The sequence below is a fragment of the Dethiobacter alkaliphilus AHT 1 genome (genome assembly GCF_000174415.1).
In the GTDB taxonomy this organism is placed as follows: domain Bacteria; phylum Bacillota; class Dethiobacteria; order Dethiobacterales; family Dethiobacteraceae; genus Dethiobacter; species Dethiobacter alkaliphilus.
This window is the reverse complement of record NZ_ACJM01000001.1, coordinates 350,656-371,354: the sequence shown is the minus strand read 5'-3', so window position 1 is coordinate 371,354 and position 20,699 is coordinate 350,656. Positions and strand designations below refer to the sequence as shown.

General features: G+C 44.8%; 17 protein-coding genes. All 17 read right to left on the bottom strand.

Going from position 1 to position 20,699, the window contains the following annotated elements:
• Window positions 1-578 precede the first annotated feature (578 nt).
• A complete protein-coding gene (locus DEALDRAFT_RS01850; protein WP_008514300.1) occupies window positions 579-1,304 on the bottom strand; it encodes a class I SAM-dependent methyltransferase in 726 nt (241 codons plus the stop codon).
• Between the two features lie 256 nt (window positions 1,305-1,560).
• The gene (locus DEALDRAFT_RS01845; protein WP_008514298.1) at window positions 1,561-2,628 is read right to left on the bottom strand and encodes an alpha/beta fold hydrolase; all 1,068 of its coding nucleotides are present in this window, start codon (window positions 2,626-2,628) and stop codon (window positions 1,561-1,563) included.
• Between the two features lie 367 nt (window positions 2,629-2,995).
• Window positions 2,996-3,202, bottom strand: coding sequence for a hypothetical protein (locus tag DEALDRAFT_RS01840; protein ID WP_008514296.1), 207 nt, complete (start codon window positions 3,200-3,202; stop codon window positions 2,996-2,998).
• A gap of 315 nt (window positions 3,203-3,517) precedes the next feature.
• Window positions 3,518-3,703: a hypothetical protein gene (locus tag DEALDRAFT_RS01835; RefSeq protein ID WP_008514294.1), complete on the bottom strand. Its 186-nt coding sequence runs from the start codon at window positions 3,701-3,703 to the stop codon at window positions 3,518-3,520.
• Between the two features lie 92 nt (window positions 3,704-3,795).
• Entirely contained in the window at window positions 3,796-4,374 is a 579-nt protein-coding gene (locus DEALDRAFT_RS01830) for a hypothetical protein (protein ID WP_008514292.1), read from the bottom strand.
• Window positions 4,374-5,201 carry a hypothetical protein gene (locus tag DEALDRAFT_RS01825; RefSeq protein ID WP_008514291.1) on the bottom strand — a complete coding sequence of 276 codons (828 nt, stop codon included), beginning with the start codon at window positions 5,199-5,201 and terminating at the stop codon, window positions 4,374-4,376. Before DEALDRAFT_RS01825 ends, DEALDRAFT_RS01830 begins: the two co-directional genes overlap by 1 nt.
• 51 nt (window positions 5,202-5,252) lie before the next feature.
• Window positions 5,253-6,017, bottom strand: a complete 765-nt coding sequence (locus tag DEALDRAFT_RS01820; RefSeq protein WP_008514290.1) for a hypothetical protein — start codon at window positions 6,015-6,017, stop codon at window positions 5,253-5,255.
• Between the two features lie 460 nt (window positions 6,018-6,477).
• A complete protein-coding gene (locus tag DEALDRAFT_RS01810; protein WP_008514288.1) occupies window positions 6,478-7,350 on the bottom strand; it encodes an SPL family radical SAM protein in 873 nt (290 codons plus the stop codon).
• Window positions 7,343-8,143, bottom strand: a complete 801-nt coding sequence (locus DEALDRAFT_RS01805; RefSeq protein WP_008514287.1) for a hypothetical protein — start codon at window positions 8,141-8,143, stop codon at window positions 7,343-7,345. Before DEALDRAFT_RS01805 ends, DEALDRAFT_RS01810 begins: the two co-directional genes overlap by 8 nt.
• A 173-nt stretch (window positions 8,144-8,316) precedes the next feature.
• A complete protein-coding gene (locus tag DEALDRAFT_RS01800; RefSeq protein WP_008514286.1) occupies window positions 8,317-8,523 on the bottom strand; it encodes a hypothetical protein in 207 nt (68 codons plus the stop codon).
• 107 nt (window positions 8,524-8,630) lie between these two features.
• A complete protein-coding gene (locus DEALDRAFT_RS01795; protein ID WP_008514285.1) occupies window positions 8,631-12,188 on the bottom strand; it encodes an SNF2-related protein in 3,558 nt (1,185 codons plus the stop codon).
• 300 nt (window positions 12,189-12,488) lie between these two features.
• Complete coding sequence (locus DEALDRAFT_RS01790) at window positions 12,489-12,884, bottom strand: nuclear transport factor 2 family protein (RefSeq protein WP_008514284.1); 396 nt, start codon at window positions 12,882-12,884, stop codon at window positions 12,489-12,491.
• 315 nt (window positions 12,885-13,199) lie between these two features.
• Window positions 13,200-14,573, bottom strand: coding sequence for an aspartate aminotransferase family protein (locus tag DEALDRAFT_RS01785; RefSeq protein WP_040378321.1), 1,374 nt, complete (start codon window positions 14,571-14,573; stop codon window positions 13,200-13,202).
• A 269-nt stretch (window positions 14,574-14,842) separates the two neighbouring features.
• Complete coding sequence (locus tag DEALDRAFT_RS01780; RefSeq protein WP_008514281.1) at window positions 14,843-15,211, bottom strand: iron chaperone; 369 nt, start codon at window positions 15,209-15,211, stop codon at window positions 14,843-14,845.
• 31 nt (window positions 15,212-15,242) lie between these two features.
• Window positions 15,243-18,308 carry an AAA family ATPase gene (locus tag DEALDRAFT_RS01775; protein WP_008514280.1) on the bottom strand — a complete coding sequence of 1,022 codons (3,066 nt, stop codon included), beginning with the start codon at window positions 18,306-18,308 and terminating at the stop codon, window positions 15,243-15,245.
• A complete protein-coding gene (locus tag DEALDRAFT_RS01770) occupies window positions 18,308-19,609 on the bottom strand; it encodes a metallophosphoesterase family protein (RefSeq protein WP_008514279.1) in 1,302 nt (433 codons plus the stop codon). Before DEALDRAFT_RS01770 ends, DEALDRAFT_RS01775 begins: the two co-directional genes overlap by 1 nt.
• Window positions 19,610-19,834: 225 nt before the next feature.
• Window positions 19,835-20,590, bottom strand: a complete 756-nt coding sequence (locus tag DEALDRAFT_RS01765; RefSeq protein WP_008514278.1) for a Uma2 family endonuclease — start codon at window positions 20,588-20,590, stop codon at window positions 19,835-19,837.
• Window positions 20,591-20,699: the final 109 nt, after the last annotated feature.

Genomic DNA, 20,699 nt, shown 5'->3' with positions numbered 1-20,699 from the left:
CTTTTTCATTCTCTGTGGGGACCAGACTCTTTCTTCATCATTAATTTCCAGAGCATATAATTCTGTTGTTTCTTTCCCCAGAACTTCATTTTTACATACTTAAACGAGCAAACGATTAAGGAAACAAAGTTCTTCATTTTACCAAACATTTCCTCGCCCTTGCCCCTTCATTCTTTATACGTAGACAAATTATAACTTCTACAAAATAACTATTTCTTTTCAATACTACCAAATCCTTCTAATGCTCAATCTAATACCAGATATTTTGACAAAGAAAAGTGTGCACTAATAGGCCGTACGGGCGTACGGAAGCACCGGGTCTGGTTATAGATGCGAACATGCCATTGGTTTAGGTGTATGTATTATTTGACCGGGGGGGAGTCCAAATGCAGTACATGACAATGATTTGTGATATAAAAAATTCTGAGCAGCTTGAAAACCGTGAAGCTGTTCAATATTTGCTAATAAATTATAGCAATATTTACCTGTTTGCGCAATTTAAAACAACCAAAAATACAGACTGTTGATTCTTCTTTATAACAAACTACCGGCCTTTATGGCCGGCAGTTTGTTTAGTATTAGTCTGATTTCTGCATTACATAAAATACATATCCGTAGTTATCGGAATACCGGCGGTAAAGGTCAATTTCGGCTGCTACCTCATCAGCTATTGCTAATACGGCATTATTGCCGGAGTATTTTTTCCGAAACCACTCGATTCTGGAAAGAAGCGGGAAGTAATAGTCTTCCCACCAAGAGCTTTCCGGCAGTACAAAGTTGCCTATGTTGCGATATTCGCTTGATTTGATAGTTTTCAGGTTTTCTGCTACCGTCTTCATCTCAGGGTATGCAGCTTGCCAAAAAGACTTTGGCTCGTGATGTGGGTTATCATTTAACCAGGTAATTTCGGTAACAGCCATATACCCTCCGGGACTTAAGAAATCACGCCAGTAATTCAAGCCGTTTTCAAATCCCATTAAATAGATAGCACCTTCAGACCAAATCAAATCAAACGTGCCTTTGTCAAAGGGTAGCTGATCCATAGAAGCGTTAACAGTCTTTACATTGTGCTTGGCATTAGCCAGGAGAACATCGAGAAACGGTTGGTAGTTATCTACTCCTGTAACTGTTCCATTTGTCGCTCGGGCAAGTTCTATGGTCTGCATTCCTGAGCCGCAGCCGATATCTAGAATCAACGGCTTTTCCGGTAAAACAGGAATTAAGCTTAATGCTCTTTTTGTAGAGGCATTATCTCCAGGCCCTTGTCTTGGCAGGTCATTATACAACTCATATATATGTTCCATTACTGCTCCTCCTTGTAGGTTACAATTTATTTTTGTGTAACCCTGCCAGAGGAAACTCCGTTACTTAATTTGATGTGCAGGAGCTTTCTCTGGCTCCCGGCACCGACTGCAGTTTTTTAGACATAAAAACATTCCTCCCTTAAATTTCAATAAAATAATATCACGGCTGTTAATAAAGGTAAAGCACATGGTCTACAACCTCAACGTCACATTCTTTTCGTGCATACATAAGTGGCCAAAAAACCGTTAAAATAGTTTACTCTGTCCCAATTATTTCTTCTTTTACCCTGACCAATTCTTGGTTGAACTTCTCAGCCTCGGCCATAAATGGTGCGTGCGCCGATTCTTCAAACCGAACCAGTTGCTTACCGTAGGGAGCATCAAGATAGGCATAATACTGTTTCACAAGTTTGAAGGGCGTGTTATAGTCAAGGACACCGGAAAAAAAGTAAATCGGCACCATAATCTGCGGTACGTCTCTAAACATGTTGAATTCTCTGGTCTCCTCCCACATTGCGCCGCTACCCCGGGTTGAACCCTGCAGCCAGGAAACATAATCTGCCGCCCGATACTCTGGTGCACGCAGGGCGATTACGGCCAGCCTTCCAACACCCACGTCCAGACCGCCGCCCGCTGAGATGATCATTTGAGCGAACTTGACATACATTTGGTGGTCGGTGTACGGAGGTAGTCCCAGCTCCTCCAAGCGCTGCAATTCCCTGGTGTTGCCACTCTCTTCAAACTGTTCCCGCAGCCAGGCATAAGCAATGCTGCTACCCCTGGCAGAGTCGACCGTCTGGCTTACCCCCACGAAGGCATGATAATCCTCGGGATAGGACTGCACCACCTTAATTCCAAGCTGAGAACCCCAGGAATGGCCGACCAGGAATATCTGCTCCCGGTTGAAGCGCTCTTTCAGGTATTGTGTCAGTTCATGAGTATCACTGATAAACTGCTCAAAAGCCATGGACTGTTCATCAAAATCACGGGGGTTCGATTTACCGGCGCCGCGCTGATCCCAATGAACGACGATAAAATCGTCTTCCAGAATCCCGTTGTAATGCCGGGCTATCGGGATCTGGGCCGCTCCCGGGCCACCGTGCAGCCATAGCAATACCGGATTGGCCGTATCACGGCCCCGGATCAGAATCCATTGATCCATACCGCCGATTTGTATCTTCTCCAGAGTCGCGATGCTCTGTGGTACTATATTGCCCCGATCATCTTTTATTGGCGGAGTTGAAGCGGGATACAGCCCCCACAAAGCAATTATAAGAATCACCCCCAACACCACGCCAAAGGCAAGCTTTTGTCTGCGCAACAATTATTGTCACTCCCAACATACTTATCTGTTAACACTTACTGTCGATAGACAGGCAAACTTTGATTGATGCTTTACTTTATTAGAACAACCTTGTAAATTGCTCCATTACTAAATTCTTCCAGAAGGCCTGATCCCATCCAAATTATTCTATTGAGCACAGGGATTACCCTTTAAGAGGCAGACATCATCGCCCAGTTAGTAATCTTTACCTATTCGGCAGAGGGCAGAGGAATCCTTCTGGCATAGGAGTTGCCACACTGAGCAGAGGCAGCCTATTTTGTTGAACCAGCGTATCAGTCAGCGAGACGGTTTCTGTGTACGAAAGGGAAGAAAAAAAGCCCTAAGGTTTAGGGCCCAGGCGTCTATTCTAGCCAAAGAAGAATACTATAAAACCCACAACAATTAAGACAAGGGACATTAATCTGATGAACCTTACTGTCTTCGCTGTATAGCGAAACTCGGCTCCCATCACCTGATAGGTTTCTGTCTGAACCTTTAACAATTGTTCAGGGAAAAGCATGAATAACGCCGACACAGCCCACAGAACAATGGCGCCGATAAGAGCATCTTCCATTTGAGAACCTCCTCAAAGATTTTTACTGTCTTGCTTTTATCATAAAGGCGCTCTCTAAACAAATTCTAAACAATTTCAGAACCAAGGGGACGGTGTGTGCTTTATTGCCGGTGGCTATGTTTTACTAAGGGTAAAGAGTTCTTTTAGGTCTAATTTCCCAGAAGGGGTCAGTCCCTCACCCCTTTAAAGAATTGAAGTGATTTTTTCAATTTCTGCATTGAAATGCTCATCGCTTAGGCTGCTTATGGATAAAGGGTTGTGCTCAGCAGACCTAAAATCATAGACAGGCAAGAGGCACACTTTTTATGCACTCTTTCATTGTTTTGTAACCCTTTCTGAATAGGCGACTAATGTTCCAGCAAATGCAATCACTAATCCTACAACGAAAATCCAAAACAGTAAATCAGGAATAGGCTGATTAAATAAAACCAGAAGTATCATGATGACAAGTGCTATGATCTCTATTATGATTCCGGCTTTTGCTGCCTTATTTATCTTCATAATTCTCCCTCCATATCTATTGATGAGTCTCGAAATGTGAAAAGACGGTTATCCTACTTTCGATTAAGACCGCAGGAGCGTTCTTTTTGGATTTAAATACCCGGGTACAGGCTTTCGCCCAACTGCCTTTGGGCATGGCGCAAGAAAAACAGGAAAGCAATATGGACAAGTAATAATATGATGTAGAGAATAATTAAGGGTGTATTATTGCCAAGGAGAATAGTAAGTGTAAATGGAGTGGTTAGTAAGATGGCAGCGGATGTGGCCAGAAAAACAAGCCAGAGATTGTGGCTTTCGTTGTGGAGATGTGCTAATCCATTAGAATTAGCCAGTGCTGAAACTGCGCCACAGATATAGTAGATTAACAATATAGACATAATCATTTGTATCTGGCTCAGCAATATTAAAAAAAGGTTCTGATTTGCTATCGGATTGGTTAGTAGATTTTGGTTATGCAGTTCAAAGGTGTTTGGTAATGATAAGAATATTAGGATGAGGGCAAACGGTTTTGCTTTATTATAGTTGTCATGTTGTTGTGCTAATTTATCTAATGCATTGTAAATAATAATAAACCCGACGAAATCAGGTGTTATACTAATGCCGGATATTCTCAGATCAAAAAATGCCAGGAAAAAGCCCCAAAACAAATTATTGTAAAAGGTTGCATACACTAGAGCTCACCTCGGTTCCTGAGAAGTTTCTTCATTTCATTTACCTGGAGTTGAAAATAATCGATTCTAAAGTGTGTTTGCCCTTTTTCTCCATCTTCAGTTCTAGTTAACAAGGTCAGGCCCCTGGCGAAATTAAAGTCCTGGAAATCATGTGGAGATTCCAGTGCATATTCCACATTTAACCGTCTGCCTGTAGTGACAGTGAAAGGAAACAGATCTTGGGAAATAGATTCGCCGTTTAGCCTTATATCCGGCAAATCATAATCGCCCGCAGAATCAAGCCCCACAACTTCAACCGTTTCATTTGCCACGAAATTATGATTACCGGTGTTATTGCCACCGCCTCCCCAGGATTGCCAGGCAAAGTGGCTGGGGACCGGTTCTGCGTGGAGACGAATCTGGCCAATATTGAAGGTACCTTCAATACCATTATCAAAGGTAACATTGGCCTCTTCCAAGAGTACTTCTGAAGCATCCAGAGAACTTATGAGTTCTTCATTTAGTTGAACTTGGACTTGTTTTATTAGATAATAATCACCGCGCTGCTGATACCGCACGGATGGATATATACTTAATGTTGAATCTAAAGCGGGAAAGCTTAAAAAGATAACTTCAGCCTTATCATTTGCACTAACCAAATAATACAAATCCAGTATATCTGTGTCATTATAGTTAAGCTCATAATTGTGCGGCAGAAACAGTGGCTCAGTAAGTTGGTACTGCTGAAAGGTATAAATATTGCCAACCCAAATCAAAGCTAATAATATAGCCCCTACAATAACGGATTGGACAAAACGGTCTTGTAAGTATCCTCTTTCCACTGGCATAAATCTCTGCTCCTTCTGTGTAGAAGTATTTCTTTTTGCGGTCTTTTTTGTTTAATAGATTCCCAGGATCCAGCCTTCACGGGAAACGATTTCTATTTCTTCGTCTGTGAGGGGCGGGTTAAAATAGTTATTGAGGATTCCTTTGTTGTCTGCTTCGTTTAGCCAGCGGGAGATTGAGTAGGCGTCGTGTTGGTCTGGGTTGCGGTCTTCTTTGAGGTAGCGGTTTTTCAGGATGGATGGGTATACTTCAGCGATGACGCTTTTTAGAGGTGGGATTTCAAAGCCGTCATAGGGCCAGAAATGGACGCGGTTGCCGATTTGTTGGCGGATGTGGTAAAGCCAGGGGATACCGGCATGGGAGGATTTGGCCACCTGTCCCTGTACGTCAAAGTGGAAGACACTTTTTGCTGAGGATGTCCAGGATTCTGTGAGGCGCAGGTCAGTGTTGTTACCTGTACGGGGGTTATTGTCTCTGAGGTCGTCTACATAATAGGGTTCGTGGGTGGGCCAATGCTGACAGAAATCTGTGAGGAACTCATCCCAGGTTTGTAATCCGTAGCGTTTGAAATAGGAGTCGGGGAAGGAAAAAGAATGATCTATTCCGATAATCACTAAATCCTCTTTTATTTGTTCTATGAGCCAGTGGGCCACTTCTTTTCTACTCCAGTTCCAATGCTGATTGGCAGGTTCTGAGGGTGTTTTGACTATTTGGGGTAATTGAGAGTGCTTACTGAGGTAAACCTGTAGTCCGCTTAATCGGCATTGGGGTGATCGGGCACCGGAATAGTCAATCCCTATATATTTATTAAACTGCATCTGCGGCACCTTCCTCTTTAGGTGTTTAGTTTCTATATGCGGCTAGTGTTCCAGCCAGTGCGATTACTAATCCTAGAACGAAAATCCAAAACACTATATTAGGAATGGGCTTAAATGCTTTTGTCGGAACAATAAATAAACTTTCTATAGTTTATAATTTCTACGACTATACGATAACAAATTGCACCCAAAAGCACATAGACTAAGTTGAAATCAATATTAAAAAATCTCCGAATACCAGCAAATAATAACAAGACTACAGCACAAAGTAACAGGTTTCTGATTATAATTTCGCCCGATTTAATCAAAAAATATTGAGATAACATGTAAATTACTCCCTTATTGTATTGGTATCCCCGCTTCTTATTATCTTTTTTTCTATTGAGCACAGCGATTACCCTTTAATGGCAGAGAAAAAAGCATTTGATTGTAAATCAGATGCTTTTTCTGGTGGAAAGCGTTATTTAGGTAGTTTCTCTTTCATGGGAGCCATGTAGCTGCTGGAGAGATTATATTTGGTTCTTAGGCGGTTGACCATTTCATAGAGCTTTGTTTTATAGGCTTTGTCCGCGCCGCCTGTTTTATAGATGGTACTTAATTCTGCGGTTAAATGAGGAAACTCCCTTTCAATAAAGGCAAAAAAGTGTTTGCGGGTGCTTCCTCTTAAATAGAGGGTGCCCGGTAGTACATAGTGGACATTACTTGTTTTAGCGGCTTCGAACATCTGGGTAAAATTAGATTCATTGTCGGTGATACGTGGTATGATCGGCATAACATGCAGGCCGGTGCTGGCATTGGTTTTTCTAAAGGTTTTTAAGACTTCAAACCGCTGGATACTGGTGGCGCTGCCGGGCTCTACTTTTTCTCTTATGGCCCCATCCATGGTGGTGATGGTAGCGGCTATGTTTACATACGTAATGCGGGACAACTCGTCAATGAGGTCATAATCTCTTAGGACAAGGTTTGATTTAGTTGAAATAATGGCCGGTGTTTTATATTTGATCAAGAGTTTTAGGATCTGGGGCATTAACTTAAGGTCCTGTTCTGCCGGCTGATAACTGTCGGTTACTCCGCCAATGTTTATTACTTCCCTTTGCCAGGAGTCAGCGCTAAGTTCTTTTTCCAACAGTTCAACGATGTTTTCCTTAACACAGATATCCTGGAAGAAATTCTTATCTCCCAGATGTTTGTGAGAGTACATGGCATAACAGTACTGACAGGCGTGTTCACAACCACGGTAAATATTTAAATCCCATCCGTAGGGGATTTTTCGCTTTAATTTGTTTAAAGCGCTTTGGGCTGTAATTGGTTCAACGGTTTTTGTTCTATCCATTATTCACGCTCTTTCCTGCCATGTTTGTCAACATGTACACGCTGACAATGATGCCGGCTATGGTTAAGATAATCCACATCGGCATTTCTGCCGTTGCTCCGGCAGAATAGGAGCCAACTGCCAAAACCAGGGTGTAGATGGCTCCTTTGACATTAAGAATAAACGCCAGGGCATAGCCCCAGGGCTGTTGTTTCCACAGCCAGATGGCGGTGAGAACAAAGGGGACTATGAGAAAGGGGAAATCAATGGCAAAGACAATACTGGTGGGGTGCCCTGTTATCTCCACAATCTCGGGAAGCTGTTCGGTTACAATGAAATTAAGGGATTGTATGGTGTATACAACACTTAAGCCTGCGGCTACAAAAAGCATATAGCCGCTGATCCACTTAACGGACAAATCAGCGGGAAACCGTTCTTTTATTTTTGTAATATCTAAATGGGGCAGTCCGAAAACGAGGGCATAAAGCGACAGGGTAAACAGTGTTACATAGAGCAAAAAGAAGGCATTAAACGCGGCGCCGAATAAGTAAAAGATGTAATTATAGAAAGTGTACCACAGCATGGCAAACCAGATTAAAAGGGCTCTGGGCTCCCCTTTTCTGGCACCAAGCAGGGAGATTATAAATATGGGGACAGCCACAATTAGTGTGACATAGTCATTACTGCGCCATAACGCGCTTACAAAGGCATTATCGCGGTATAGGTTATCTATTAATAGCCCTCCCACAGAGCTGATTATCATTAGAATAACAATTATACCGGATAGATTATATGGAACCTTTTGTTCTTTCATAATTAAGCCTCCTTCTTAGTAATCTTTACCTATTCGCCATAGCGCAGAGGAATCCTTTATGGTATAAGAGTTGTCACACCTCTTCCGTTGAAACAGCGTATCAGCAAGCGAAACGGTTTCTGTTTATAAAAGAGCAGAAAAAAAGCCCTAATGTTTTAGGGCAGGCGTCTGTTCTAACCAAAAAAGAATACTATAAAACCCACAACGATTAAGACAAGGGAAATTAACCTGATGAACCTTACTGTTTTAGCGGTATAACGAAACTCCGCTCCCATTATCTTATAGGTTTCTGTCTGCACCTTTAACAATTGTTCAGGGAAAAGCATGAATAAAGCCGACACAGCCCACAGAACAATGGCGCCAATAAGAGCATCTTCCATTTGAGAACCTCCTCAAAAATATTAACTGTCTTGCTTTTATAATAGAGGAGCTCTCTAAACAAATTCTAAACAATTTCAGAACCAAGGAGACCGTTGTGTGCCGTTGGCTATGTTTTGCTTAAGCTAAAGAGTTCTTTTAGGTCTGTGTCGGACATTTCAGTGAGCCAAGTTTCGCCGGCGGAGATGGTGAGATCGGCTAAGTCTTTTTTGGCTGTTAGGATGGTGTCTATTTTTTCTTCCAGGGTGCCCAGGGTGATAAAGCGGTGTACGGTGACGTTTTTGGTTTGGCCGATGCGATAGGCACGGTCTGTGGCCTGGTCTTCTACGGCGGGGTTCCACCAGAGGTCATAGTGGAGGACGTGGGTGGCGGCGGTAAGATTCAGGCCGGTGCCGCCGGCTTTAAGAGAGACCACCATTAGTGGGGTGTGGGGATTGTTTTGGAACTCTTCTATGCGTTGTTCTCTTTGTTTTGGGGTGAGGCTGCCGTGGAAAAATGGCAATGGTTGATTTAGCTCTGCCTCCAGCATGCGGATGAGGATATCACCCATTTGTTTGTACTGTGTAAAAATCAGGGCTTTTTCTCCGTCCTGGAGGATTTGGCGCAAAAGTTGAAAGGCTAATTGGGCTTTGCCGGAGTTTTGAGGATAAGGGGCACCGTTTTTGGAGAAATGGACAGGATGGTTGCAGATTTGTTTCAGTGAGGTCATTAAGGCTAAGATGCGGCCTCTTCTTTCCATGCCTGAGCTTTCTGAGACGGCGGACATTTCCCGCTCCACTATTTGCTGGTAGAGTGCTGCCTGCTGGGTGGTGAGGTGGCAATACTGGGGCTTGATGATTTTATCCGGCAGGTCGGCTATGACGTTTTTATCGGTTTTCATGCGGCGGAGAATAAACGGGGAAGTTGCTTTGCGCAGTGTTGCTACCTTTTCTGCATCGTGGTACTTTTCGATGGGGATGGAGAAGCGGCGGGAAAAAGCATCCCGGGAGCCAAGAAAGCCGGGGAGCAAAAAGTCGAAGATGCTCCACAGTTCGTCTAATCTGTTTTCCACCGGAGTACCGCTCAGGGCAATATGGCCCTGGGCGGTTATTTCTTTTATGGCCCGAGCCTGGGCGGTGTCCGCGTTTTTTATGTTTTGTGCTTCGTCGATGATTAAAAGCGGCCAGTTTAGTTTGGCAAAAGTCTTTTTGTCGTTGCGAAGAACACCGTAGGAGGTGATGACAAGGTCGGTATCGTCGGTTATTAGTTTACGGGCGGGACCGTGGCAGACTGTTGTTTTTAGGGTGGGAGCAAAACGGGCACACTCCTTTTCCCAGTTACCAAGAAGTGTGGTGGGACAGACGACGAGGGCCGGTTTTTGCAGGGCATTTTCTTCTTTTAGTTTGAGTAGGAGGGTGATGACCTGCAGGGTTTTACCCAGGCCCATATCGTCTGCCAGGCAGGAGCCCAGGCCTCTATGGTGATTGGTATAGAGCCAGCGCCAGCCTCTTTGTTGATAGGGGCGGAGATTGGCTTTTAAGTCTTTTGGCTGGGGGGGTTCCTCGATGGTGTGTAGATTGGCTAAAAGGTTTTTTAGGGTGTGGTCTGCTTCAAAGATGGCCTCTCCTGCTTCACCGGTTAAGCCGGCGCGTAATACCTTGAAGGAGTTCATCTTGGGTAAGGGTTTATCCAACTGGGTTAAGATGCGCTTCACATCGGCGGCATCCAACATGAAATAGCGGTCGCGCCAACGCACGATTCCATGGGCGTTTTGGGCCAGGGCAATAAACTCTTCCTTGCTTAAGCGCTCATCTCCCAGGGCCACATCCAGGGAAAAGTCCAGCATCTCTGCTAAGGAAAGATAGCTGACAGTTTTTTTGCGTGTTTTAGCCGTTAGGACTAAACGGGCACTTGCGGCGGTACGCAGTTCCTTGGGGAGGATGATGCTAAGGCCGGGCAATTGAGAGCTTTTGGCAGAATTTAGGAAGGTTAGCAGCTCATCGCCCGTTAGTGTAATGGGGCCGCCGTCTGCGGCGAAGAGATCTTTTAGTTCAGTGCGGTAGCGGCCGGCTATGGTGACGATGGTGCTGATGTCGGCCAGGACATCGCTTGTGGGAGAGCCAAAGGCTGTTTTGGCGGATAATATCTGGGCCAGGGGGATTGGCGTAGCCAGTGGATCATTTCTGTCTTCTACATCCAGCCAGAGACGAAACTCTTTTTGCTTACCTGTGGGTGGCTCTACCCGGATTACCGGAGAGAAACGCGACGAGGCCATGGCCAGAGGCGCCAGCCAGTCGGCCACAGCTTTTATTGTTTGTTGCTCTGTGAAACTTTGGGCTTCATAGGGGGCGTGGCAGGAAAAGGCCGCACTTATTTTATCGTCCCAAAACATCTGGGCATATTCTTGGACCAGAAATGACAGGTACAGGGAGAGTACTTCCTCCACTCCCTCCTGTCCTGAGAGTACTGTTTGGTCGGTTTTGCGATAGATCAGTGATGGCGGCATCATGGCTGCCAGGGTAGTTATTACTTCTTGGACATGTTCATCTTTTATGAGGGGACGGTAGCGGATATAGAAGTTTCCCCGGGCAAGGGGTACTGCTTCAGGGATGAAAAGAGAGAGTTTTGCCAGGATAAGTGCTGTGGAGGCTGCGGCGCTTAAAAAGCGGATTTCCGGGGTGCCTGCCATAATAAGGTTTTGGCAAAGCATCATGTCCAGTAAGGACTTTGCGGTGGTTACTTTACCGCTGATGGGTTTGATGGTAAGGTTGTTGTTTTGTGGTACCGGCACTTCATAGGTGGCATTTTTTGCGGCCATATCCTGGTGTAATGTGTCTTCGGGGTAAAAAAAGGCTTGGGTGTTCATGAGGGGGTGGCCTTTTGGGCCATAGATTAAGGTTATGTGCGTGTTTTGTATATCGGGGAGATGGTCTTTAGAAAGATTCATCTTTTTTGCTGCCGATTTGGCTACTGCTTTATAGCCATTTAGGAGTACCGTTTTAAAGTTTTCCTGTTTATAGAACAGTGGAGAGTCATTTAACATGGAGAATACTGTATTTAGCTCACTTTGTCTTTCGGCAAGGCTTGTTAGGGTAAGGTCCGGGTCTGTTGTTTTTTGAAGTGCCACTTCAGCGATGGGTATGAAGTGGTCTTTGGCGGTTGGAATCTTTTTTGGGCCGGCGGCAACTACCAGCTCCTGACGGCTTACTCCGCGCAACTCAAAGAGAATTAACGGGTCCTTGTCTACTTTGCCGGAGAGAATCAAAAAGACTGCCACCAGGTGTTTGCAGGGATTGGCCCAGTCCAGGCAGGAGCAGTTGGCATTAACTGCTTTCCAGCTGGCGGGGAACAGAGATATGTTTTGCTGTCTTAAGGTGGAGATCAAAGCATCCGGCAGACTTCCCATGCACAGCTCAGTTGCCAGGGCAGGGTTTGCGGTGATCAGTTTTTTAATGGTTTTCTTTTCTGCAGGGGAAAAGGGCTCCAACCGGATGGTAATGCTGTAGGCTGTTTTGCGCCAGGCCTGCACTAGGGCAGTGACGGTACCGTCTTTGATGTTTACCTCCCGGACCGCACCCTCGGTGGCGTAGCTTTTACCCCGGGGGAGCCGGCTGCTAAAGCCGGTATGGCGAAGGGTCTCTATCCAGTTTTTACCCCACCATGTTTTTGCAAATCCTTGTCTTGTCAAATGCGTTCTCCCCTTATGTTGGATCTAAAGGCTATGGCATGAAGAAAACCGTGGTTTCCCACGGTATAATGCTATCCCTTTATTTTATCATAAATACGGTGAATATTGTGCAATAAAACTGGCGGATATGTTTTTAATTACGGCGAAAGACATCTTCAAACTGGATAATAACAGAACTCATTTCTTTAAACATATCGACCCAATGCCTTCTTTTTACATCAATCAATCTGTCATTATAAGCAGTAAGAGTGAACTTTTTCCACCATGTTTTGTGCATAGTGGTAGCTGGTCGTCAGTACTTTAATCCTCATTTGGGTCAAAGGAATAATGAATATGACGTATGCGCCAACTCATTTCTTCTTTTTCCAGATAATATGTAGACCTGACCCCCGGTTTCGGTTTGTCTGAGTATCTTAATGTAACAATAATGCAGGCACTATTATTGTTCTCATAGACAATCATATTCTCATAAAGCAGATTAACAATATTTCCTGTTTCAAAGAAATGTTTGACTTTTTTTAGATGGTCATCTATATCAAATGAATCGCAATCTTTATGATTATCAAAATAGATTATATCTCCGTCATTAGCATGGATTTTTCTTAATTCACTTAAATCTTTTTCATACCAGCATTTATTATATGAAGCTAGAAAATCCTCAAATTCCTGCAATCTTTCTCTTGTTACTCTCGGCATATAAAATCCTCCTATTTTAGGCTAGGCCATCTCCGCTAATGAATACAGGGTCATTAAGCACTCCTAGAAATCGTTCTTAGGAATCCATAAAAATCACCTCCCTGCTTCTCTCAGCTTACATCTGTAATTAACTCATGTCAATATAAGTTAACACTATACAGGCTAAGGTGACTTATTAATCGAAAAATAATAGAAAGAACACAGGGGAGGCAAGAAGACTGCGATCCTTAGCAGCTTCGCAAACTGCGAAGCGTTATAATTTCCCGGTATAAAAAAGGAGCCTGCCTTGGTTGAAGCAGGCTCCTATTTGGTTAGTTAGACTTTTTTTACTGCATCGAGGAAGATTTCTGTGGCTTTGTGGGCGTGTTCGCGGGTGAGAACCAGAGAGGGCATAAAGCGGAAGACGTTACCGTAGCGGCCACAGGGGACCATGATGATGCCTTTGTTGAGAAGGTCCATCATCAGACCGCCCATGGTGTCCCCGTCAAGCGGTGTGCGGGATTCTTTGTCTTTGACCATTTCGATGCCGATCATTAAGCCTTTGCCACGGACATCACCGATGGTTTCGATGTCTTTTGCGGCTTCGCGGATCTGGGCTGAGATTTCTTCGCCCAGTTCGGCGCAGCGGTTGATGAGGGCCTTGTCATTTTCAGTGAGGATTTCGATGTTGGTCAGGGAGGCGGCGCAGGTCATGGCATTGGCCGCCCAGGTATTCGGCTGGGAGTAGTCGGCTACTTTTTCAGCCAGGTCTTTGCGCAGGGTGAGGCCGGCCATGGAGACGTCGCCGCCCATTCCTTTGCCCCAGGTGATCATGTCGGGCTCGACGTCGTAGTGTTCGATGCACCACATTTTGCCGGTACGGCCAGCGCCGGCCTGGACTTCGTCGGAGATGTAGAGGGCTCCGTGTTTTTCACAGGCTTCCTTGACTATTTCCAGGTACCCCGGTGGGGCGGGCACATAGCCGGATTCGCCCTGTTGGGCTTCGATGATTAAGGCCCCCACGTCGTCGGCTCCGGTGTAGGGAGTGTTTAGGACATAGTCGACGTATTTGGCGCACTGGAGCTTACAGCTGGGGTATTCCAGACCAAAGCAGCAGCGGTAGCAATAGGGGTAGGGCAGATGGATCACACCGGGCATGAAGGGACCGTAGCCTTTGCGGTACTGGTCGCCGGTTGTCAGAGAGTTGCCACCAAGCCAAACGCCGTGATAGGCGCCGTGGAAGGCGACAATCTGGCTGCGTCCGGTAATGCTGCGGACAAACTTGATGGCGGTTTCCACAGCACCGGAGCCGGACTGGGTGAAATAGGTGGTGCAGTTATCACGCAGGCCCGGCGGTGCAACGGAGGCTACTTTTTTGGCCAGTTCGGTGCGTTTAATGTTGGACATATCACCGGCGTGGAGCAGCTTGCCCATTTGCTCCTGCATGGCGGAGATGACTCGGGGGTGTAGGCGGCCAACGGAGTTTACGGCCACACCGGCGGTGATGTCGATAAAGACATTGCCGTCTGGATCTTTGACGGTTGCGCCTTTGCCCTCGGCATAGACCATGGGGTAGCGGCCTGCGCCGCGAGCCATGGATTCATAGGCGAAGGAATCTTCAAGAACTTCGCTTCCTTTGGGGCCGGGTACCTTTGTGACCATTTTCGGTGCTTCATCATACGACAAAGCGGCGAGATCTTTTTCATTAATCATTGGACACTCTTCCTCTCCTCTGGGTTCCATCTACTTTGCAGTTTTGAGAACTGCATGATGTTACGAAATATTATACTATGAATGATAGGTAGCAGAAAGAAATATTTCATTATTCATACGAATCTTTCATGATGTGAAACTCAATAGGGTTAATGGGTGGACTGTGAGAAACTGACCCCAGGATTGTAATCCGTTTATCGCAGCAAAGATAAGAAGCACTGTCCGTCCATAGAAGAAACCGCCGGTCAAATGACCGGCGGTTTCTTCTATTTCCGCCAAAAAGTTGAACAGTCTGCCTTATCCAAAATATTAAAACGGATCTTCTCAAGTAATGAAAAATCAACAGAGTTGTCCCACTTGATACGTATCAACTCCTTGGTGTGATCATAGCCGGCCTTCACAATCTCATCAGAGAAATGATTAATCCCCGCCCTTTCAGGGGCCACAGCCAAATGATATTTGGCTACACTAAAGCCGATAATAAATGTGCCATGATCGGTGAACATAGGCTGATTCCAGGCAATTTTTGGTCTTAGCTGAGGAAATTTCTTAGTTACCCACCTTAAAACTTCCTCCATCCGGGCCCGGTGCTGCGGGTTATCAATACGAGCTAAGTATTCTGCAAAAACCTCCATGCTGTATCCCTCCTCCACAGTTTAGGAGTCTTTAGTACATCTTAACTCCGGTGCCGGTGCCCTCGTCTTTTTCCAGGGATATTGTGTTTTCTGTGAGGGTATCAAAAGCGTCGTCATGGCTGATAACAAAGAGCTGCTCAAATCCTTTGGTGGACTTTTGAATGGCCATGGCCAGGTTTTGGCGTCTGGAAGAATCCAGGTTTGTTGTTGGCTCATCAAAGAAGCCCAACTTCACATCGGAGAGCATCTTCATCAGGGCAAGCCTGACCGCTAATGCTGCGGTCATTTGCTCGCCGCCGGAGAGTTGTTTAAAGACGCGAACTCTTTCTTTGGCATGGAAGTTATCTTTAAGCTGCAGTTCATACTCTGAGGCCCACTCAACCTGAACATTTTCGTTGGAAACATGCCGGTAGATTTCATTGGCCTCGGCGGACAGGTACTGGCGGTAGACGTGGGCCACAGGGTCCGCCGCATCTTTTATGGTCTCTCTGATGGTTTGGGCCAGTTCCCTGGTTTTATTCTTGACCAGGAGTTTATATCTGTTTTGCTCCCATTGTGATTTCTTCTTTAATAACTCATCTAATTGCTCTTTTAGGCGCTTGGCGTCTTTTTTAATTTGCTCAAGGTAAACTTTGAGTTCCGTTACCTGTTCGCTTGCTTTTTTTAGCTCATCTTTGATGTCCTGATGCTTTGCTGAGTCATAGTGGCTTAGCAGCTCATTTAGTTCTGCTTGCAGGGCTTCAATTTTTTGGTTAGTTTCACTGACTGTGGCTTGGCATTCTTTTATCTCCTGCTCGATTATTTCCAATCGCTCTGAGGCCTGCTTGTTTTCATTATATAAGTCGTAGGATTTTTGGTCGTTTTCCAGGGCTTTTTTCAGGGAATCTACTTTATCTTCCACCTGGGAAAATTGCGCCAGGCTATCCGTTAGCTTATCTATCTCTTTTTGAAGTAATTTCAGGTTTTCTCTTCTGGTTTCCAATTCGGCATTCTTATCCTTTAGGTGCTGCTCTTGGTTCTGGTAGTCTTTTATTTCGTTTAAGCAGAATTCGTGCTGCTGCTTAATCTCCTGCTCTTTTAATCTTACAGCCTGCAAAATATCGCTTAGCCATTTTTGATATTCTTTAACCTGTTCCTGGGCTTGTTCCAGCCACTTTTGGGAACCTGCCTCCAGCTGGTCCCATTTTGTTAGCCAGTCTCTGATTTGTCCGGCATCATCCAGGCCCGCTCTTTCTATTTCTGTAAGCAGGTCTAAAATGGCCTGGCAATGTAGCGGCTGATAATTAAAGGGCTCTACTGTGATAAAGTCTTTAGCAGAGAGCCAGAGGTTTATTTCATTAACCAGTTGTTCTAATGCCAGGTATTCTCTTTGCCCGGTTTTTATTAAATCCAGTGCTTCTTTGAGGGAGACCTTTTTTACTAACCGGCGCAGTTCTTCTGTTTTTTCTTCCTGGAGTTTTTCTTTTTTCTCCATTGTGCTTTTTTGATTTCTGGCCAATGTGAGCTGGTCCTTTAGCTCATCATGTTTCACTTTTTGTTTTTCATGTTGAGCCAGCTGCTCGGTTAGCTGGGCTAGCCCTTCTTCAATTTCTTTTAGTTCGTTGGCAAAATAGCTGCTTAAATCCCCGGCTACTTTTTGGCTGGGGCAGGCCTCCTGGATAATTGGGCAGCGCCCTGCAGCTAAGTGGGTCTCATTTTGGACAAGGGCCTCTTTTCTTGCTATCAGGGAGGATTTCTTTTGCAATAACTCTTCTCCCTTGGCAATTGAAGTTACAAGCAAAGAAAGGTCTTCTTCCTTTTGGGGCAAATCTTGAATCTCGTTTTGAATTTCCTTAATTTCAGCAGTTAATTCCTCCACCGACTGTAGGGCGTAGTGTGCATCTGCCATTAAACTGCTGTTGTTATTAAACCAGGTTTGCCAAGGATCAAAAAACCGGGATACTTCTCTGGTTTCCCAGGACATTACCCGCTTAAGGTCGTCTTCAATTGCCTGCAAACTTTGGGCTGTGGCGGATTCTTTAGTTTGCAAGGCTTTAAGCTTGTCTTGCAGCTCTTGGGCTCTTAGCTCATTGTTTTTTGTCTCTACCTCAATACCTTTTTCTTCGGTGGAATGATCTTTTGCAGCTTTGTCCAGATCTTCTTTTAGGGCATCCCTTTGCTTTTTCTTTTCTTCCCACCCTCTTAGATCTTGCTGGTTATTCTGGTAGCGCAGATAGGCCTCTTTTGTCTCTGCCAGGATATCCCGTGCCTTTTTTGCTTCTTTTTTTTGTTTGTCTAAGGAGTCCATTTTTTCTTTTAGGGAGATAAGTGTCTGCTCTAAAAGGTTTTTCTCATTTTGCCGGGCATCTATTGTTTCCTTTAACTTGGTCCACTCTGTGTCTTTTTGTTCCAGTTGCTGCTTTTTTTGTTGCGCTGCCGCATAGTTTTGGGTTTGTTTTTCATATTCCTGCTGGTTTTTAGTGATTTCTTCTTGGATTGTGGGAATGTCTTTTATTTCTTCTTCCAGGTGCTCTGTTATGGCTTTTAGTTCCTTTTCTTCTCCTTCAATATAGCTTTTCAGGGATCTGCTTTTTTCAAAGGCTTCACGGTAGCCGGCAACTTTTAGGATCTCATCAAAAATCCTTTTGCGGTTTGCGTTGGTTTCTAAAAAGGGCGCGGCAAAAAGCCCCTGATTAACAGCGATTACCTGCTCAAAAATCTTTTCCAGGCTATCTTCCGGATCTATGCCGATGCTCTCTTTTATCCAGCGGGAAACGTCATCACTGCCGTGGAGTTCATCAAGGCAAGTGTTTGTTTCTTCATCATAGACTTCCCATTTCAAGGTTTTTGTGGTTTTGTTGAACTTACGGATGATCCTGTAGAGCCTTTCATCCTTTGCTTCGATGAGAGCCTGGATTTCGCCGCTCTTTTTGCCGTCCCGGACAAATTGTTTGGCATTGTAGGGTAAAAAGTTAAACAGAACCAGTCCGATGGCCTCAATGATGGTGGTCTTTCCCGCTCCGTTTACACCGGAAATAAAGTTTAGACCCTCCTGAAAGTTGATGGTCTCATCCTCATAACATTTGCAGTTTTTTAAGTGAAGTTCATATATTTTCATTACGCTTCACTTCCCTCATCATTGGATTCCATTGCAGCAGCCACTTGTTCTTCACAATCCTGAACCAAATCCTCTGCCACAATTTTTTCTGCCAGACTTTCAACAAGAGCAGAGACGGACTGCTCATCTGCCTCTTTTAGGATGAGTTCCTTAACGTTTCGGGAGAGATCCACCAGCTCATCTACCCAGGGGGACAGATTACCTTTTTCCATAAAGAGGCCGCGCAACACTTCCCGTTCCAAATCATCCCGATTCATTTCAGGGCCATCGGAGGTGGCGTGGTGGCTGCCTTTCATCACAGCGTTATTTACCACTTCCACAATCAGGCAGTCCAGGGTGTTGGCTATTTTTTCTTCCAACAGCTTAGTATCAATGGCCAGGGGATTAAAAGGGGTATAGCCTTTAATTATCAGCTGGACAATGGGGCGGCTGTCTTCTTTTATATCCAGCTTGTCCACTTCTTCATCACAAAGAGCGTAAACTTCATCTAACTCTTCACACCCGGAAACATTAACGGCCAAGGAATGAACGGGGCGCTTTAAACTGGGAACAAAGGTTACATTTTTTTGGCCATCGGCAAAAACAACATGGTAAAAACCTTTTTCCTTAGCGCCTTCTCCCACATCCCAGCACTCCGGACTGCCGGGATTATAGATCCAGTGGTCTAGTTCGTAGCGCTGATGGATATGGCCCATGGCCACATAATCTATTTTTTCTTTTAATAGCGCAATATCTTCATATTTTATGCCGCCAAGATGCAGCAGGTTATTGACGGCTGAATGCAGTAGTAAGATAGTAACCTCTTCTGATTTTTCCAGCTGCTCATTAAGCTCAGAGAGCCTGCGGGCGGTCATAGAACCCTGATAACCAAGGCCCACAAACCTAATCCCGGGAAATGCCACCAGGCTTCCACCCTGTTTTTGTTCATATGCCTCCAAAACAAGATCTCCCTGGTCAAAGCGAGGGTTTAGCAGGTAAAAGTATTCTTGTTGGTTTAAAAAATCCATCCAGGAATCTCCCTGGCCGTAGGGAGCTTTATCGTGGTTTCCCTCAATGGCAATTACCCGAATTTCTTTTTTTCTGAGTCTGTTTAATCCGTCAATGGCCTGACTTAGCGTTCTGGGATTAATACTGCGCTTATTAAAGAAATCACCGGCGATAACAAAATAATCCACCCTGTTTTCTATGGCATAGTCTACGATATTTAAAAATGAGCGGTGAAAGTCATGAAATCTTTCTTCGCTGTTATATTGATCAAAGCCTAAATGAATGTCTCCGCAATGAATCATACTGATGGTCATTTGATCACTCCCTGAAATTCAAAGTTCATCTGCTTCGGCCATTTTTGGGTGATGGCCTGCACATTTACAAATACCGCCCGCTCTTTTGCAGTATGCAGGCAGAGTCAGGCGGTATTTACAGATAAGTTGATATTATTTAATTTCTATTCAGGACTTATCATTCCTTTATTTTGAGCATTATGAACCGAAGAAAAACGTGACCCGTGAGTTAAGCAGCTTCGTTCTTCAGCTTGGTTTGCTAAACAGCGTTTCAATATCAAAAGAAAGCCCTGTGAAACTTGGGTGAGAGAAAGTGCCTGTGTGAGCTCTGACCATGGACACATAATGTCCCTCCCGCAATTCATAAGCCTCTATAATGCCTTCTTCCGGATCTACAATCCAATAATGAAGGATTCCCGCTGCCTGATAGTGGTTCAGTTTTAGGACCCGATCCTTTTTGCCGGTAGAAGGTGAAATAACTTCCACAACCAACTCCGGAACAACATCTATCGGGTTATTTTGGGGAGGCCTGCTGCCCGGCAGGTATAATAAATCAGGTTGTACCACAGTATACTCGGCTAAGGAAAGATCGAGCGGGGCATCAAAAACTTCGCCCTTTGGATCCACCTTGAAAAAGTAATCTTCCAGTATTCGCTGCAGCCGTCTGGAAACACGTTGGTGGTGAAAGGTCGGAGAAGGATCGCGCAAGAGTACTCCGTCTATAATCTCATGGCGATAGCCAGGCTCTTCTGGGAGTTTTGCATAATCTGCATAGGTTAGTTTCTTTTTGTCCTGGTAGGGAGCTGATTCTTCCTTGGCAAGAGCACAAAAATCTTCTCCCGACAACGCTTTTAGCACACTCTGTTTATTATACCGGTACTGCCTTTGACCAATCTCCACATAAGGAATTCTTTTTTCCCGGGTATATCTCCAGATTGTATCTACAGAAAGCCTTAAAGAATCGGCTAACTCCTGAGCTGTAATAAGCTCTCGGGAATCCATAAAAACTCACCCCCCAGTTGCTTTCAGTTTACAACTATTATTAACTCTTGTCAATATAAGTTAACAAGATGCAAGCTAAAGGACTCATTGCCGGTAGAATAGTAAAAAC

Coding starts and splice junctions, on each gene's coding strand:
- DEALDRAFT_RS01850 (WP_008514300.1), bottom strand. CDS start 1,304: ATGGAACATATATATGAGTTGTATAATGACCTGCCAAGACAAGGGCCT.
- DEALDRAFT_RS01840 (WP_008514296.1), bottom strand. CDS start 3,202: ATGGAAGATGCTCTTATCGGCGCCATTGTTCTGTGGGCTGTGTCGGCG.
- DEALDRAFT_RS01835 (WP_008514294.1), bottom strand. CDS start 3,703: ATGAAGATAAATAAGGCAGCAAAAGCCGGAATCATAATAGAGATCATA.
- DEALDRAFT_RS01825 (WP_008514291.1), bottom strand. CDS start 5,201: ATGCCAGTGGAAAGAGGATACTTACAAGACCGTTTTGTCCAATCCGTT.
- DEALDRAFT_RS01820 (WP_008514290.1), bottom strand. CDS start 6,017: ATGCAGTTTAATAAATATATAGGGATTGACTATTCCGGTGCCCGATCA.
- DEALDRAFT_RS01810 (WP_008514288.1), bottom strand. CDS start 7,350: ATGGATAGAACAAAAACCGTTGAACCAATTACAGCCCAAAGCGCTTTA.
- DEALDRAFT_RS01805 (WP_008514287.1), bottom strand. CDS start 8,143: ATGAAAGAACAAAAGGTTCCATATAATCTATCCGGTATAATTGTTATT.
- DEALDRAFT_RS01800 (WP_008514286.1), bottom strand. CDS start 8,523: ATGGAAGATGCTCTTATTGGCGCCATTGTTCTGTGGGCTGTGTCGGCT.
- DEALDRAFT_RS01790 (WP_008514284.1), bottom strand. CDS start 12,884: ATGCCGAGAGTAACAAGAGAAAGATTGCAGGAATTTGAGGATTTTCTA.
- DEALDRAFT_RS01780 (WP_008514281.1), bottom strand. CDS start 15,211: ATGGAGGTTTTTGCAGAATACTTAGCTCGTATTGATAACCCGCAGCAC.
- DEALDRAFT_RS01775 (WP_008514280.1), bottom strand. CDS start 18,308: ATGAAAATATATGAACTTCACTTAAAAAACTGCAAATGTTATGAGGAT.
- DEALDRAFT_RS01770 (WP_008514279.1), bottom strand. CDS start 19,609: ATGACCATCAGTATGATTCATTGCGGAGACATTCATTTAGGCTTTGAT.
- DEALDRAFT_RS01765 (WP_008514278.1), bottom strand. CDS start 20,590: ATGGATTCCCGAGAGCTTATTACAGCTCAGGAGTTAGCCGATTCTTTA.